This is a genomic window from Flavobacterium limicola (genome assembly GCF_003634755.1).
Lineage (GTDB): Bacteria > Bacteroidota > Bacteroidia > Flavobacteriales > Flavobacteriaceae > Flavobacterium > Flavobacterium limicola.
Genome location: NZ_RBXA01000002.1, coordinates 260,347 through 275,156 on the forward strand (window position 1 = coordinate 260,347; position 14,810 = coordinate 275,156).

Below are 14,810 nucleotides of genomic sequence, written 5' to 3' on the forward strand. Positions count from 1 at the left end.
ACTTTAGGTACATTTTTATTTATTTTTTAAAACAATCGATAATTTGGTACGCAACTCTTAGTGCTTCAGTTGCTTGTTCTAATGTTACAACAGGTTCTGTATCATTGATTATGGCATCTGCAAAAGATTCTAATTCGTCAAGAATTGCGTTGTTTTGTTCTACATCAGGATTAGAAAAATAGATTTGTTTTTTTACGCCTTCAGCATTTTGTAAAATCATATCGAAATCTCCAGGTACTTCAGGAGCATCTTTCATTTTGACTACTTCACATTTCTTTTCTAAAAAATCTACGGAGATATACGCGTCTTTCTGGAAAAAACGAGATTTACGCATATTTTTCATCGAGATTCGGCTTGCGGTTAAATTGGCAACGCAACCATTTTCGAATTCTATTCTTGCATTGGCAATATCTGGTGTATCGCTGATAACTGAAACACCACTTGCACTAATATTTTTTACTTTTGATTTTACCACGCTCAAAATAGCATCAATATCATGAATCATCAAATCTAAAACCACAGGAACATCGGTTCCACGAGGATTAAATTCAGCAAGACGATGCGCTTCAATAAACATAGGGTTTTCAATCATGTTTTTGGTAGCGATGAATGCAGGATTGAAACGTTCCACATGCCCAACTTGACCTTTAACATTATATTCTTTAGCTAAGGCGATAATTTCTTCGGCTTCTTCCACCGTATTTGAAATGGGTTTTTCGATAAAAACATGCTTGCCGGATTTGATGGCTACTTTGGCACATTTGTAGTGAGAAAGAGTTGGAGTAACAATATCGATTACATCAACGGCATGAATTAGAGTTGCAATTGTGCTAAAATGTTTATAGCCAAATTCTTTTGAAACCTTTTCGGCATTCTCTTGATTTGGGTCATAAAAACCAACTAATTCATATTTATCAGATTGTTGTAATAAACGCAAATGTATTTTTCCCAGATGACCAGCACCTAATACTCCAATTTTCAGCATAATGATGTAATTTTTACAAAAATAGGAATAAAATGATTAATCTATTATTGATGCAGGACAATTCTTCAGTTAATTTAAAATTTAAAATCCAACATTTGAATTCAGAAATTGTTTTCTATTTTTACCAAAATAAAATAGTAAACTTTGAAAGACACAGCCAAGCATCAAGGACTTCGGAATCAATTAGTAAGCGTTTTAGAGCAAAAAGGGATTACTGATAAAAGTGTTTTGGAGGCGATAAAAAAGATTCCAAGACATTTATTTTTGAATTCCAGTTTTGAAGATTATGCCTATCAAGATAAAGCATTTCCTATTGGAGCTGGTCAAACGATATCGCAACCATACACTGTAGCTTTTCAATCTCAATTATTAGAAGTTAAAAAAGAACACAAAATTTTAGAAATAGGAACAGGTTCTGGATATCAAACAGCTGTTTTATGTTTGTTAGGAGCCAAAGTATTTAGCGTTGAAAGACAAAAAGAATTGTTTAAACAAACTTCTGTTTTATTTCCAAAGCTTAACATTCGTCCTAAACATCTTTCTTTTGGAGATGGATATAAAGGATTACCAAGTTATGCTCCTTTTGATAGTATTATCGTAACAGCAGGTGCACCATTTATTCCACAGCCTTTGATGGCACAACTAAAAATAGGAGGAAGGCTCGTTATTCCGTTAGGGGAAGAGGTGCAAATTATGACTTTGCTAATCAGAAAAAATGAAACACAATTCGAAAAACATGAGTTTGGAGAATTTCGATTTGTTCCTTTATTAGAAGATAAAAATTAAAATAGAAACCCGTCTCGTTTAAATAACGAGACTGGTTTTTTATTGACCAACAATAGTTAGATACCGTTCTAAGCTTTCTTTTTCTATTTGAGCAATGAATAACAAAAAATCTTCTTTATTATTTTTAGTTTGCGCTGTTTCCAGCGATTGATAATAGCGCATTCTATTTTCATAATCTCCTTTGATATTTGCAATTATATAGCCATGTTGCAACAAAACTAGGTTCATTACCAAACGTGAAGTTCTGCCGTTTCCATCAATAAATGGGTGAATTGTCACTAAACGTTCGTGCATTTCTGCAGCTAAAACTATCGGGTGAAGAATTGATTTATTAGTTTCGTACCAAATAAAAAAATCTTCCATTTCTTTAGCGACTAAAAAAGGTTGTGGTGGCATGTGGCTACTTCCTTGAATCATCACTTGTACTTTTCGATAACGACCTGCATCTTCAGGGTGAATTCCCCTCAAAATAAGATTATGAATGGATAATATTTCACGTTCATTTATGGAACTATTCCTTTGCATTAAATCTTTGATGTAGGCAATCGCTTCTTGATGATTAATCACTTCAAGATGTTCTCGCATACTTTTTCCTGATATCGTTAAACCTTCATTGATAACCAAATCGGTTTCACGCAACGTCATGGTATTTCCTTCGATACGGTTACTTTCAAAAGTATATTCTAGCTCTAGAGCTTGAGCAATTCGATAGCTGTCATACTGACGAAAACCATCTAGCTTTATCTTCAATGTATCTATTTCATCTAAAATTTTTTGAAGTGTAGTAGATAATTTTTTCTTCGAAGTTTTACTTTGATATCTAATTTCTTGCTCCGCAACTAATAATGCTTTTAGAGCAAATTCATCCTGACCAATTTCATAAAGAATTTTTTCTTTAAGCCAAGCGACCATTATTGTTTCAAAATGTATTTCTAGTAGAGATGCTAATTTTATAACTTGCTCTCTAGTGGGTTTTCTGGTTCCACTTTCAAACTTACTGATTAGGGCTTGATCAATTCCTAAAAGTTGCGCCACTTCTCTAGTTTTGAGTCCTTTTTGTTCTCTTGCATTTTTGAGTAGTGTTTTCATTTTAAAAATGTTTTAAATTGTCTTGACAAATTTAGTCATTTTTTTTAAAATAAAAATATTAATCCCCAATTTCTTTTAATTTAAAATGATTTTTTGATTCGGTCTAGATCGCGTTTTGTATCTTGTTCTTTAAGAGATTCGCGTTTGTCATAGGTTTTCTTACCTTTACAAAGGCCAATTTGTAGTTTAGCTAATCCTTTTTCATTGGTAAAAAGCTTCAAAGGAACTATTGTAAGTCCTTTGGCTTGAACACTTTTTAGCAAACCTTTTAATTCCTTTTTCTTCAAAAGTAATTTACGTTCGCTTCTTGCTTTGTGATTGAATTGATTTCCAAAAGTGTATTCTTCAATATATGTATTTATCGCAAAAAGTTCATTATTGCTAAATTCACAAAAGCTCTCGGTAATATTTGCTTTTCCTAATCGAATAGATTTGATTTCGGTACCAGCCAAAACAATTCCAGCATTAAATGTTTCGATTATTTCGTAGTCGAACCTGGCTCTCTTATTGAATATATTTATTGTTTTTAACATAGAATTCAAAGGTAGCAAAAATTAAAGATTTTACAATACTTTAATGTAATTTCAGTACTTGGGAGCTGATTACTCCATCAATTATTGTAACAATATACAAATTCCCAAAAGTTTCATCCTCAATATCAGAAAATGATTGCTTATTGATAATATCATTGACAAATTTTGTTGTGGTATTACTATGTCCCACAATCAAAACCTTTTTTCCTAATGTTTCTTTTTTGAAAGATTCAATGTTTATTGTTTTGGGATTATACAATTTAATCTCAATTTTCTTTGTTGTTGCTGTTGGACTTGCAGTTTGCAGAGTTCTTTTGTAATCCGTTGAGTAGATTTCATCAAAATTAATCTCCGAAAATATTTTGTTCCAAAGTTCCGCTCGTTTCAAACCTTTTTCAGATAAATCTGGATTTTGAGAATTATGAACTTTCTCCGCATGGCGAATGAAGTAATAGGTTGTAGTGTTGCTTTGCCCAAAACTGATATTTAAAAATAAAAAGGCAAGTAGTAAGAGAAATTTTTTCATTTGAATGAATTTAAAAAATTAGTATTTACCGTTTTTATATATTTGCAAAATGGAAAACTTAAAATCGAAAGATCCGCTTCACGGAATCACACTTCAAAAAATAGTTGAAAAGCTAGTGGATCATTATGGATTTGATACTTTGGGAGAACTCATTAAAGTGAAATGTTTTACAGATAACCCAAGTATAAAATCCAGTTTGACTTTTTTAAGAAAAACGGATTGGGCAAGAAAGCAAGTAGAAGATTTGTATATAAAATCATTGCCTAAATCACAAAATTGATTTAATTTAATTTGTAAGAAACCATCACGCCCCCTCTGTAAGGAAGCCACTCACCACTTTTGTTATAATTCTTTACTTTTTCGTAACGTTCTCCAGTACTTATATCGTATCCTTTATAAAATCCTTGATGCCATCCACCGCCTAAGAAACAATCTAGCATGAATTTATCATTGATTTTTACTTGATATCCTATTGTTGAGCCTATAAAATAACCCATTCCTTTCTCATACAAATCAGTATTCAAGTAATTCCATTTTTGAAAATTAAAAATACTTGCACCAATATGCGCACCGGCATAAAATCCATTGTGTTTTTCTTTAAAATGATATCTATATTCAGGTGTAAAAGTGTAAAATTCTCTAGGTTTACCGTCTACTGATTTCCAAAAAGAAGCCAAAACATCAAATTGAAATGTTGATTTTTCCCCAATACTGGTTTCGATACCGACATTAGGAATGGTAAAGATTGTAGTCATCGCATTTACTTTTACATAAGTTTGACTTTGGGAATGAATAGAAAAGAAAAGGATAGTAAGAATAAATATTTTTTTCATAAAATTATAGTAGCGAACTGCTTTTTGAGTACAGAACGTAGTTTTCGGTGACAAATATAGATAGAATTGAATTATAAAATTCTCGTTTTAATTTTTAATGTTTTAAAAAGAAACAGGAAAATACGTATTTATGAAAGACACTATTTGTTCAAAATAGAATAAATTACTGTATCCAAAAATCGCCCTTCATAAAATTCATATTCTTTTAAATGCGCTTCTTTGACAAACCCATTTTTTTCTAAAACTTTTGCAGAAGCATAATTATCAGGATCTATAATTGCCTCTAGTGAATTTAATTTCATCACCTGAAATCCATACTTTACAGCTTCTTTCACCGCTTCGGAAACGATTCCTTTTCCATGATATTCTGGAAGCAACATATAACCTAACTCGGCGCGATAATTTTCGGGTTTTATTCTGTAGTGACCAATAACTCCAATAAGTTTGGGGTTGTCTTTCAACGTAATAGCCCAATTGATACCTTCGTTACTATCTATTTTACTGTCAATCATTGCAATGTGTTCTAAGGCGTCTTCATCCGTTTTGACTAATGGTCTTGGGATGTATTTCATAGTTTCGGGATTAGATCGCAATTCAAAAATCTCCTTTATATCATTAGAATTTACTCTTCTTAAAAACAAGCGTTCCGTTTCTAAATTTGGAAATGGACTGAAATTTATTATTAACATATTTAATTTTTTTAATTAAAGTATTTCAATAGTGAATTTTGAATGGAAAATTGCATTTGATTCTAAAATTTGAATGCCTTCTTTTTCGAAGAGATTACCAGAATTTTCATTGGTATCCGAATAGCCAAACCAAGGTTCGATACATAGAAATGGCGCATTCATTTTGGTCCAAATTCCTAAACTTGGAAAATCCTCAAAATTGACTTTTAGGATTGGATTTTTATTTTCTAAAATAGTCAATGATTTGGATTGTAATGCTTTAAAAATTAAAGCGTCGTTTTTAAATAATTCGAAATTCAGCGGAATTTGTTTATTCTGAACTTCTAATTTCTTCGTTTGATTTGAAATTAAATCATTTTCCAAAAGATAATATTCTAAAGATTCTTCTTTTTCGAAAGCTATTGCATAATTTTCAAAGTGATTTGGCAAAGCAAAAGCGGGATGTGCTCCAATAGAAAAAGGCATAGTTGATTTTCCCTTATTAATAACTTTATAGGCAATCGATAAATTGTTTTCCTCTAATGTATAAATCAGCTGTAATTCAAATTCAAAAGGATATATTTTTAAGGTCTCTTCAGAAGATTGTATAGAGAAAGTAGCACTATTTTGCGTTACATCTATTAATTCAAACTCCATATCTCTTGCAAATCCGTGTCGCGATAAATGATATTCCATTCCATTGTAATAAAAGGAATTATCTTTTAAAGTCCCAACAATTGGAAACAAAATAGGAGAGTGCTTGCCCCAAAATTCCGGATTTCCTTCCCATATGTATTCTTTATTTTGATTTGTTTTTAATGAAATTAATTCAGCGCCAAAATGTTTGATTTCAGCAGAGAGATTACCGTTTTTTATCGTAGTTGTCAAAATTATCTTTTCGGATTAATTTAATAATAGGTTTGTGGCGTAAATATATTTTATAATTTTTGATTCTAATAAAGATTAAGCTTGATTTTATTGAAATTAAATGGAATCAATTCTATTTCAATAGTTCAAAATCCTCTTTTTTTTCATTAATTTGTGATATAAATCATAAGAAAATGAAAAATATTCGATTCGGAGTCATCTTACATTTGACTTTATTATTGGGAGTTACGTCCGTTTGGGCGCAACAAACCCCAACAAATGCATCTGGTAATGCAGTTTCAAAATACGATTATCATGATGCTTTTGCTCCACATTTTTATTCAAAAAATGGAACAAGTACACGTTCCGCAAGTGGTCAGCCTGGAGCTGAATATTGGCAAAACAGTGCCGATTATAAATTAACGGCAAAATTGGATGAAAAAAACAACGAAATTTCAGGTACAGGAATCATAACCTATACGAATAACAGTCCAGATAAATTGGCTTTTGTTTGGATGAATTTAGACCAGAATTTATTCAAAGCAGATTCTCGTGGAAATTCTGTTGTGCCTTTGACAGGAAGCCGAAATGGGGCTCAAGGCCAAGTTTTTGATGGTGGTCATAAAATAAAATCGGTGAAACTTATCACAACTGTAAAAGGTGTAGCAACTGAAAAAGAAGCTAAGTACATCATTACGGATACTAGAATGCAGGTTTTTCTTCCGCAGGGATTAAACCCAAAAGGTGGTTCTGTTAAAATCAAAATCGACTTTTCTTTCATAGCACCTTTTGAAGGATCAGACAGAATGGGAGTTTTAGAAACTAAAAATGGTAAGATTTTCACCATCGCGCAATGGTATCCGCGTATGTGTGTCTATGATGATGTACGTGGTTGGAATACGAACCCTTACCTGGGGGCATCGGAATTTTACTTAGAATATGGTGAATTTGATGTGAGTATTACAGCGCCAGCGAATCATATTGTGGTTGCATCAGGTGAATTACTTAATCCTACAGCGGTGTATTCAACTGTGGAGCAAAGTAGATTGGCACAAGCAAAACAAAGTGATAAAACGGTTTTTATCCGTACTGCTGCCGAAGTTGAAAATTCATCAAAAATTGTTTCAGCAACTACTAAAACTTGGAATTATAAAATTAAAAATGCCCGCGATTTTTCTTGGTCATCTTCAGCGGCATTTATTTTAGACGCAGCAAAAATCAATTTGCCTAGCGGAAAAAAATCATTGGCTGTTTCCGTTTATCCAGTTGAAAGTGCAGGTGAAGCAGCTTGGGGACGTTCGACTGAATATACGAAAGCTTCTATAGAAAATTACTCTAAAAGATGGTTAGAATATCCGTATCCAGCGGCTACAAATGTTGCAGGAAACGAGGGTGGAATGGAATATCCAGGAATTGTTTTTTGTAGTTGGGAGTCTAAAGGCGAGGATTTATGGGGCGTTACAGATCATGAATTTGGACACATTTGGTTTCCTATGATTGTGGGTTCAAACGAAAGAATGTTTGCTTGGATGGATGAAGGTTTTAATACTTTTATTAATTCATTAAGTTCTGTAGATTTTAATAATGGCGAGTACAAAGAAAAGCCGGTTGATATGCATCAAAGAGCGGAAGTGTATACAAGTCCGAATCTTGAAACTATAATGAGTTCGCCAGATAATATGAAGGAAAAAAACATAGGTCTTTTGGCGTATTCTAAACCAAGTTCTGGATTAGTGATTTTGCGTGAACAAGTTCTTGGACCAGAGCGTTTTGATTTAGCTTTCAAAACTTATATTGAGCGTTGGGCATACAAACATCCACAACCAGACGATTTCTTTAGAACAATAGAAAATGTTGCTGGAGAAGATTTGAGTTGGTTTTGGAGAGGTTGGTTCCAATACAATTGGCGATTAGACCAAGGAATTAATTCGATTAAATACGTTAAAAATGATCCAAAACAAGGAGTTGTAATTTCGATTGAAAACTTAGAAAAAATGGCAATGCCGGTAAGTTTAGATGTGAAAACGAAAAGCGGGCAACTAACGCGTGTTAAGTTACCAGTTGAAGTTTGGCAAAGAAACAAAGCTTGGTCTTTCAAACACAATTCTACAGAAGAAATTGAGAGCATTACATTAGACCCTGATCATGTTTTACCGGATACCAATACAGCAAATAATACTTGGACTGCAGATAAAGGTTTGATTGAAAAAGATGTAATTCTAGATGGTTATTTAGGAGTTTTTTCTACAAAAATGGCGCCGTTAAAAATTACATTTTCAGAGAAAAATGGTGCGTTAAATGTTTTGATAACGAATTATCCAAGTTTTACGGTGGAACCAATTGGGAAAAACACTTTCGAATCGAAACAAGCTGGGCTTAAGTTTGAATTTAATGACAGTTTAAATGGATTTGACATGACAGTTCCTGAAGGACAAAAAATACCTTTTACCAGAGATAAATAGTATATAGAAATACAATTAAAATAAAAAAGACTTGTAGCAATTAATGTTACAAGTCTTTTTTTATAGTACCAATTTTTTCTAAAGCTACTCTGGAATTTGTTGGCTTAGGCAATGTAAAGTGCCAAAACCCCAAATAAAATCAGTAGCGCTAATCCCTATGATTTCTCTGTCCGGAAAACATTCTGCAAGGATGTTTAACGCTTTTCGGTCGTTACTATCGTTAAAAGTAGGAACCAAAACACAATTGTTCAAAATGAGGAAATTAGCATAACTCGCTGGCAATCGCAAGCCATCGAATTCCAAACGTTTTGGCATTGGTAAAACCACAATTACAGGTGATTTTCCATTTTCCAGTTTTGCGTTTTGCAAGCGTTTTAAATTGTCTTGTAATGGTTTGTAGTTATGATCCGTTGGATCTGTTTCTACAATAGTTACAATCGTATCTTCATTTACAAATCGGCATAAATCATCAATATGACCGTGCGTATCATCGCCTTCAATTCCTTCGCCTAGCCAAATCACATTTGTAATTCCAAGGTATTCCTTGAAAACTGCTTCGTAATCTGCTTTGGTGAAATTTGGATTCCGAACCTGAATATCAGGATGCATCAGACATTCTTCTGAAGTCAATAAAGTTCCTCTTCCGTTAGTATCAATCGCACCACCTTCTACAATTACCGGTTTTCCTTTGTACATGACTTGAGTAACAGGAATATTCAGAAATTCACCCACTTTGGCAGGAACAAATTTGTCTAATTGAATGTTTTTATATTTGGCCCAACCATTAAAATTAAAGTTCAAAGCTTCTCTTTCGGTTCCGTTTTTTACTATTATCGGACCCGAATCACGCATCCAACTTCTATTGGTTTTATGAATGATGTACGAAACGTTAGTTAGTTCAACATGAGCTGTTTCCAACATCGAATTGACTTTTTCTTTTTGGTTTTCATCGGCAACCACTAAAAAAACAGTTTCGAAAGTGGCTACTTTCTTAATGAATTCCAGAAAAGCCCATTGAACTGCTTCGTATTTTCCTGGCCAATCCTTACCGTTGTGAGGAAAACACAATAAAATCCCTTGTTGCTTTTCCCACTCTGCAGGGAATCTTCTATTTTTGGTAGTATTCATCATTAGTCAATTGCTCTTTTTATAATATCACCAAAAGCATCAATTCTTCTGTCTCTAAAGAAAGGCCAGTTCTGACGCACATTTTCTTGTAAGTCTAAATCTACTTCGGCAATCAGGATTTCTTCTTTGTCGTGTGAGGCTTGCGCCAAAATTTCGCCTTGTGGTCCCGCAATAAACGAGGATCCCCAAAACTGAATTCCCGCCGTATCTGGCAAGTATTGTTCTAAACCAATTCTGTTTGCTGCTGCAACATAAACACCATTTGCAACGGCATGACCTTTCATAACACTCATCCAAGCGCCATGTTGGTTTTCACCATATTGCTCTTTTTCTTGTGGATGCCATCCAATTGCTGTTGGGTAAAACAACACCTCAGCACCTTGCAAAGCTGTCAAACGAGCTGCTTCAGGATACCATTGATCCCAACAAATTAGTGTTCCAATTTTTCCCTTTTTGGTTGGAATAGTTTTAAAACCTAAATCACCGGGAGTAAAATAAAATTTTTCATAAAAATGAGGATCATCCGGAATGTGCATCTTACGATACAATCCAGCTTCTGAACCGTCTGTGTCAATGATGTACGCGCTATTGTGGTAGATTCCTGCCATTCTTTTTTCGAAGAAAGGAACAATAATTACTACGCCTAATTCTTTTGCCAAAGCGCTAAAAGCAATAAATGAAGTACTGTACAATGGTTCTGCTAAAGCAAAATTATCTACATCTTCGCTCTGACAAAAATAATGACTGCTATATAATTCCGGTAACGAAATCACTTCGGCACCAAGGTTTGCGGCATCACGAACCCAACTGATACATTTCTTCAAGTTGTTTTCGGCAATATCATTAAGATTCAATTGAATGACCGCTATTTTGTATTTTTTGTTTGGCATGACTAAAATTTTAGATTGCAAAAATAGTTATTTCCTTAGAGATTTATAAATCGTGATGAATAAATAATATATAAAAAGTGATAGATTTATGACACATAATAAAAAATCTTAGTTTTATAAGAAAATTTGTTCGTTGTAATTTTATTATTCTTTTTTAGAGAAATAAAATTCACATAAAAGTAACACCATATTGATTTATGAAATTGCTTTTTTATTGGTCAAAATCAACCTTATTCATTTTAAAATATTCTAATGGAGATACGCCTGCAATTTCTTTAAAACTTGTAAAAAAAGGGTTGTAGGATGTAAATCCAACCTTTTTTGATAATGAATCTAAAGTGTTATTTTTTAGGTAGTTTTGTTCAATTTGATTAATGGCGTCATGGATTCGAATCACTTTTTTATATTCAGAAAACGAGATTGTTGAGTGGTATTTAAATAAATACGAAAGATGACTTTTTGGAATTTTTAGACTATTTGCTAAGTCTGAGATTGTAAGTTTTGAATTTCTAAACAATTCATATTTCAGTGAAATGGACTCAATTTCCTTGATATAATCAATAATATTTGAATCTATTTTTTCTTTAAGAGCCAAATGCTGTTCGTTATTCAATTCAATAGTAGTATTCTTCTTCCAAATATCATGCAAGACTAAAGTATTATTTTTATTCTCATTAATCTTCTGGTGCAGCACATTATAACCATAAAGAATTTCTGGAGAACTTAGTATTTTAAATAAAATGGTTAACCAAATCAGGGCAGATATCCATTGATAACTGTGTCCTTTAATGCTTTCACCAAAATAGATTTCCATTGAAATTGATATGAAGAGCCTGAATATGGAGAGTATTAGTCCAATAAATAAAAAAAGTGTCCATTTATTTATTAATTTATTTTGTTGCTGAATCACTTTTATGTCTCCTTTTCTAATCCAAATGGTAGTCCTTAACATTTGAAAACATAAAATAATATACGTTACAGCAAAAATAAAAAAGAGCCCATATAATATTATTTCTATTTGTTTTGCATCAAAATCGAAATGCTCTCGATTAATCATAGCAAAAAATAGTGCTAAAGGAAATATAAAATGTAAAAGCTCCTTTAAATTTAGTTTCCTGTTATTTTCAGATAAATTTTTAAAGTACAGATAGCAAATAGGGATTACTACCAGTGAGAAGTTTGAATATTTGAAATAAGTTGTTCTGAAATTGGAATCAAAAATGAAATTGGTCAAACCGGATACGAAAAAACGCAAAGAAATAATAAGTATAAATAGAATGATGTATAAGTTCATTATTCTATTGGATTTATAATTAGTAAAAATTAAAAAAGTAGTTATTAATCCAATTAATCCAGTGATAATGAAAAGTAAATTTGAAAGCATTTTTGTTAATTTTTTCTGAATTTAAAATTACATTTTTTTTTTAAAGTTGAATTACTAAGTTACTATAAATTGAAAAATTACTCACATTCAATTTGGAATGCATTTTTTAAGTTTAGAATTCGTAATTAATGCATCGGATTACAATTATTTCGCCATTTCGTCTTTTCATACAAGAGTTTTAGAGTTACTAAAAACTGAAAAGTTCTTACTAATTAATTAAATTGTCGTTTAAATGCATATTTTATCGATGAAATACATTATTTTAGATTAATATTGTTTAAAATAAATTTCATGAGATACTTACTTATACTTTTCACGGTCACCTTTCACGGCCAAGTTTTACACCATCAAATGGTTTCATCACAAGGTACTTCTAAAATTTTGTCAGATGGAACGGTGATATCCCAAACAATTGGTCAGCAAAGTCTCACTGGAACTTCAAACAAGAACTATGTTGTGATGCACGGTTTTCAACAAAGTTTTTGGGGGAAGTATATTGCTTCAAATACAGTTGAAACAATCAAAACCAAAACTTTTCCTAATCCATTTGTTCAAACAGTGAACTTTGAATTTTCAAAAGTCATTATGGAAGAAATAAATATAAATGTATTTGATTTAGGCGGACGATTAGTATTTCAACAAAAGAAAAAACCTGATGGTTTGATTCTGACTATCACACTTCCTTTGTTGCAAAGCTCAGAATATTTAGTACGATTAAGCACTTCAAATTTTACTCATTTCACTAAAATCATCAAAATATGATAAAAAAATACTTTTTGTTTATTACTCTTATTGCAACTTGTCAAGTTTTTTCTAAAGGAGTTTACCGGAATTTAGAAAATAATTTGAATACTGATGTATGTCAAACTTCATTTGGGAAAGCAAATTTAATTACCTCTAATTTCTACATTAATTTTAATTATTTAACTCTAACGAATCCATTTAATCAAATTAGATTTCATTCCTTTTTTTTATGTTTTAATCATTTCTCAAAAAACAGTAATGAAGTAATTCAATTGGAATTCATAGGATCTACCACGTATTTAAGAAAAGGAAGAAGGGCTTAAAAATCATTTCAGGTTTTAATAATATTGTTTTTTTAACCAGACATATTATTTATAACGCTAAAGAAAAGTTATCATTTTATACTAATCGAATTTAAAATTCATTTCACTAAAAATTATTGAACCATGAAAAAAATAATTTTACTTTTTATATTTTTCTTATGTGCGAAGAGTTTTGCGCAAACCAATGGTATTACCTACCAAGCTTTAATTCTAAATCCAACAGAAGGAAAAGCAGCTACTATAACTAACACAAATTCACCTTTAGTGAGTAAGGATATTTGTATGTTATTTAAATTTGTTGATGAGTTTTCAAATATTGAATATCAGGAAGTTATTAAAACAAAAACAGATCCATACGGAATGGTTAATCTAATCATTGGAACTGGAACACAAACCGCAGGATATGCCACTTCCTTTGAAAAAATTTCTTGGAATTCAGTAGAAAAGAATTTGGTGATTGGGATAAGTTTTAGTGGAGACTGTTCTTCATTTATAGAAATTAGCAATCAACCTTTTAGCTCAGTTCCTTTCGCATATTCGTCAACAAATGCTTTGAATGTTACAGGTGTTGTGGCCTTAGAAAATGGAGGAACAAATGCAATTACAGTTCTTGGTGCTAAAACTAATTTGGGACTTGAAAATGTAGATAATACCACCGATTTGAATAAACCAATTAGTGATGCTTCAAAATTAGCATTGAATTTAAAAGAGGATGCAATAAATAAAAGTACGGATGGAAGTTTTACTTCGAATTCGGATGTTAAATTTCCAACCGAAAAAGCGACTAAAACGTATGTGGATGTAAATATTGCAACTTCGAATTCCATAACGCAAACATTATTAGATTCAAAAGCACCTTTGGAATCACCAACATTTACGGGAACACCTTTCGCTCCAACTCCTGCAGCTGGAACTGCTACAACACAAATTGCTACAACGAATTTTGTTACAAGTGCTATTGCCGATATGAGTGAAAATACAAGTACAAATTTTGTTGATTTAACAACGAATCAAATCATTGCGGGAACTAAAATTTTTACTTCAGATGCAACTATTAATGGAGTTACAGTAGGAAGAGGAAAATTTAACGAAAATTCAAATGCTGTTATTGGTAATGGTGCAGATGTAAGTTCTGACGGTATTACAAATTCGGTTGCCATCGGTGCTAATGCCATAGTAACGGCTTCTAATACTATTCAATTAGGTTCTGACGGAAGTGGTTCTTACACCGCTGTAACCAATGTAAATACAAGTGCTGTAATTACGGCTACTGGATACAAAACACCAAGTGGAACCGCTTCGCAGTATTTGATGGCCAATGGAAGTGTTTCAACAGGAGCAGATGTAGTAATGGAAATTGCCGATGAATTTAATTTAACTGAATCTGTAGAGACTTTTTCTTTATCTCAAACTCCATCACCTAATAGTAAAGTGAAAATGTATGTGAATGGTATTAGGATTAGTAACTCAGCATATAGTTGGATTGGAACTACATTAACTTATATTCCCTCTAATAATGGTTCGTATTCCTTGTCTGCAAATGACAGAATTCAATTTGATTATTTTATTAATGAATAGCTTTCAATACAGGT

The 14,810-nt window shown here is 32.1% G+C and carries 15 protein-coding genes; 5 read left to right on the top strand and 10 right to left on the bottom strand.

Features of this window, described 5'->3' with window-relative positions; all coding sequences use genetic code 11:
* Positions 1 to 19: 19 nt before the first annotated feature.
* Positions 20 to 985, bottom strand: a complete 966-nt coding sequence (locus BC952_RS08495) for a Gfo/Idh/MocA family protein (RefSeq protein WP_121365184.1) — start codon at positions 983 to 985, stop codon at positions 20 to 22.
* 144 nt (positions 986 to 1,129) lie between these two features.
* Between BC952_RS08495 and BC952_RS08500 the strand changes: the two genes are divergently transcribed.
* Positions 1,130 to 1,771, top strand: a complete 642-nt coding sequence (locus tag BC952_RS08500) for a protein-L-isoaspartate(D-aspartate) O-methyltransferase (RefSeq protein ID WP_121365185.1) — start codon at positions 1,130 to 1,132, stop codon at positions 1,769 to 1,771.
* A 39-nt stretch (positions 1,772 to 1,810) separates the two neighbouring features.
* Here BC952_RS08500 and BC952_RS08505 read toward each other — a convergent pair whose 3' ends face one another.
* The 3 genes from BC952_RS08505 to BC952_RS08515 form a co-directional block, all read right to left on the bottom strand.
* Complete coding sequence (locus BC952_RS08505) at positions 1,811 to 2,860, bottom strand: Fic family protein (RefSeq protein WP_121365186.1); 1,050 nt, start codon at positions 2,858 to 2,860, stop codon at positions 1,811 to 1,813.
* A gap of 80 nt (positions 2,861 to 2,940) precedes the next feature.
* Complete coding sequence (gene smpB, locus BC952_RS08510) at positions 2,941 to 3,393, bottom strand: SsrA-binding protein SmpB (RefSeq protein WP_091204586.1); 453 nt, start codon at positions 3,391 to 3,393, stop codon at positions 2,941 to 2,943.
* Positions 3,394 to 3,433: 40 nt separating this feature from the next.
* Entirely contained in the window at positions 3,434 to 3,919 is a 486-nt protein-coding gene (locus BC952_RS08515) for a phosphoglycerate mutase family protein (RefSeq protein WP_121365187.1), read from the bottom strand.
* Between the two features lie 49 nt (positions 3,920 to 3,968).
* Between BC952_RS08515 and BC952_RS08520 the strand changes: the two genes are divergently transcribed.
* The gene (locus BC952_RS08520; RefSeq protein WP_121365188.1) at positions 3,969 to 4,199 is read left to right on the top strand and encodes a VF530 family protein; all 231 of its coding nucleotides are present in this window, start codon (positions 3,969 to 3,971) and stop codon (positions 4,197 to 4,199) included.
* Position 4,200: 1 nt separating this feature from the next.
* Here BC952_RS08520 and BC952_RS08525 read toward each other — a convergent pair whose 3' ends face one another.
* From BC952_RS08525 to BC952_RS08535, 3 genes are all read right to left on the bottom strand, one after another.
* Complete coding sequence (locus tag BC952_RS08525) at positions 4,201 to 4,752, bottom strand: DUF3575 domain-containing protein (protein ID WP_121365189.1); 552 nt, start codon at positions 4,750 to 4,752, stop codon at positions 4,201 to 4,203.
* Positions 4,753 to 4,892: 140 nt separating this feature from the next.
* Positions 4,893 to 5,441, bottom strand: a complete 549-nt coding sequence (locus BC952_RS08530) for a GNAT family N-acetyltransferase (RefSeq protein WP_121365190.1) — start codon at positions 5,439 to 5,441, stop codon at positions 4,893 to 4,895.
* A 15-nt stretch (positions 5,442 to 5,456) separates the two neighbouring features.
* On the bottom strand, positions 5,457 to 6,308 hold the full coding sequence (locus tag BC952_RS08535; RefSeq protein WP_121365191.1) for an aldose 1-epimerase family protein: 852 nt from the start codon (positions 6,306 to 6,308) through the stop codon (positions 5,457 to 5,459).
* Between the two features lie 173 nt (positions 6,309 to 6,481).
* Between BC952_RS08535 and BC952_RS08540 the strand changes: the two genes are divergently transcribed.
* Positions 6,482 to 8,749: a M1 family metallopeptidase gene (locus BC952_RS08540; RefSeq protein WP_121365192.1), complete on the top strand. Its 2,268-nt coding sequence runs from the start codon at positions 6,482 to 6,484 to the stop codon at positions 8,747 to 8,749.
* An 84-nt stretch (positions 8,750 to 8,833) separates the two neighbouring features.
* Here the strand turns inward: BC952_RS08540 and BC952_RS08545 are convergent, their stop codons facing one another.
* The 3 genes from BC952_RS08545 to BC952_RS14860 all read right to left on the bottom strand — a co-directional run bounded on the left by BC952_RS08545 (position 8,834) and on the right by BC952_RS14860 (position 11,581).
* On the bottom strand, positions 8,834 to 9,880 hold the full coding sequence (locus BC952_RS08545; RefSeq protein ID WP_244200127.1) for an agmatine deiminase family protein: 1,047 nt from the start codon (positions 9,878 to 9,880) through the stop codon (positions 8,834 to 8,836).
* Positions 9,880 to 10,767 carry a carbon-nitrogen hydrolase gene (locus BC952_RS08550; RefSeq protein WP_121365193.1) on the bottom strand — a complete coding sequence of 296 codons (888 nt, stop codon included), beginning with the start codon at positions 10,765 to 10,767 and terminating at the stop codon, positions 9,880 to 9,882. The genes BC952_RS08545 and BC952_RS08550 overlap by 1 nt, the downstream gene beginning before the upstream one ends.
* A 211-nt stretch (positions 10,768 to 10,978) precedes the next feature.
* Positions 10,979 to 11,581: a helix-turn-helix domain-containing protein gene (locus BC952_RS14860; RefSeq protein WP_167445736.1), complete on the bottom strand. Its 603-nt coding sequence runs from the start codon at positions 11,579 to 11,581 to the stop codon at positions 10,979 to 10,981.
* An 861-nt stretch (positions 11,582 to 12,442) separates the two neighbouring features.
* Between BC952_RS14860 and BC952_RS08560 the strand changes: the two genes are divergently transcribed.
* The gene (locus BC952_RS08560; RefSeq protein ID WP_121365195.1) at positions 12,443 to 12,913 is read left to right on the top strand and encodes a T9SS type A sorting domain-containing protein; all 471 of its coding nucleotides are present in this window, start codon (positions 12,443 to 12,445) and stop codon (positions 12,911 to 12,913) included.
* A gap of 428 nt (positions 12,914 to 13,341) precedes the next feature.
* Positions 13,342 to 14,796 carry a hypothetical protein gene (locus BC952_RS08570; RefSeq protein ID WP_121365197.1) on the top strand — a complete coding sequence of 485 codons (1,455 nt, stop codon included), beginning with the start codon at positions 13,342 to 13,344 and terminating at the stop codon, positions 14,794 to 14,796.
* Positions 14,797 to 14,810 lie beyond the last annotated feature (14 nt).

What these genes read in the sequence shown, in the direction of transcription:
- smpB (WP_091204586.1), bottom strand. Translation starts at nt 3,393, where the DNA reads ATGTTAAAAACAATAAATATATTCAATAAGAGAGCCAGGTTCGACTAC.
- BC952_RS08550 (WP_121365193.1), bottom strand. Translation starts at nt 10,767, where the DNA reads ATGCCAAACAAAAAATACAAAATAGCGGTCATTCAATTGAATCTTAAT.
- BC952_RS08560 (WP_121365195.1), top strand. Translation starts at nt 12,443, where the DNA reads ATGAGATACTTACTTATACTTTTCACGGTCACCTTTCACGGCCAAGTT.
- BC952_RS08520 (WP_121365188.1), top strand. Translation starts at nt 3,969, where the DNA reads ATGGAAAACTTAAAATCGAAAGATCCGCTTCACGGAATCACACTTCAA.
- BC952_RS08505 (WP_121365186.1), bottom strand. Translation starts at nt 2,860, where the DNA reads ATGAAAACACTACTCAAAAATGCAAGAGAACAAAAAGGACTCAAAACT.
- BC952_RS08495 (WP_121365184.1), bottom strand. Translation starts at nt 985, where the DNA reads ATGCTGAAAATTGGAGTATTAGGTGCTGGTCATCTGGGAAAAATACAT.
- BC952_RS08540 (WP_121365192.1), top strand. Translation starts at nt 6,482, where the DNA reads ATGAAAAATATTCGATTCGGAGTCATCTTACATTTGACTTTATTATTG.
- BC952_RS08570 (WP_121365197.1), top strand. Translation starts at nt 13,342, where the DNA reads ATGAAAAAAATAATTTTACTTTTTATATTTTTCTTATGTGCGAAGAGT.
- BC952_RS08545 (WP_244200127.1), bottom strand. Translation starts at nt 9,880, where the DNA reads ATGATGAATACTACCAAAAATAGAAGATTCCCTGCAGAGTGGGAAAAG.
- BC952_RS14860 (WP_167445736.1), bottom strand. Translation starts at nt 11,581, where the DNA reads ATGGAAATCTATTTTGGTGAAAGCATTAAAGGACACAGTTATCAATGG.
- BC952_RS08525 (WP_121365189.1), bottom strand. Translation starts at nt 4,752, where the DNA reads ATGAAAAAAATATTTATTCTTACTATCCTTTTCTTTTCTATTCATTCC.
- BC952_RS08515 (WP_121365187.1), bottom strand. Translation starts at nt 3,919, where the DNA reads ATGAAAAAATTTCTCTTACTACTTGCCTTTTTATTTTTAAATATCAGT.
- BC952_RS08530 (WP_121365190.1), bottom strand. Translation starts at nt 5,441, where the DNA reads ATGTTAATAATAAATTTCAGTCCATTTCCAAATTTAGAAACGGAACGC.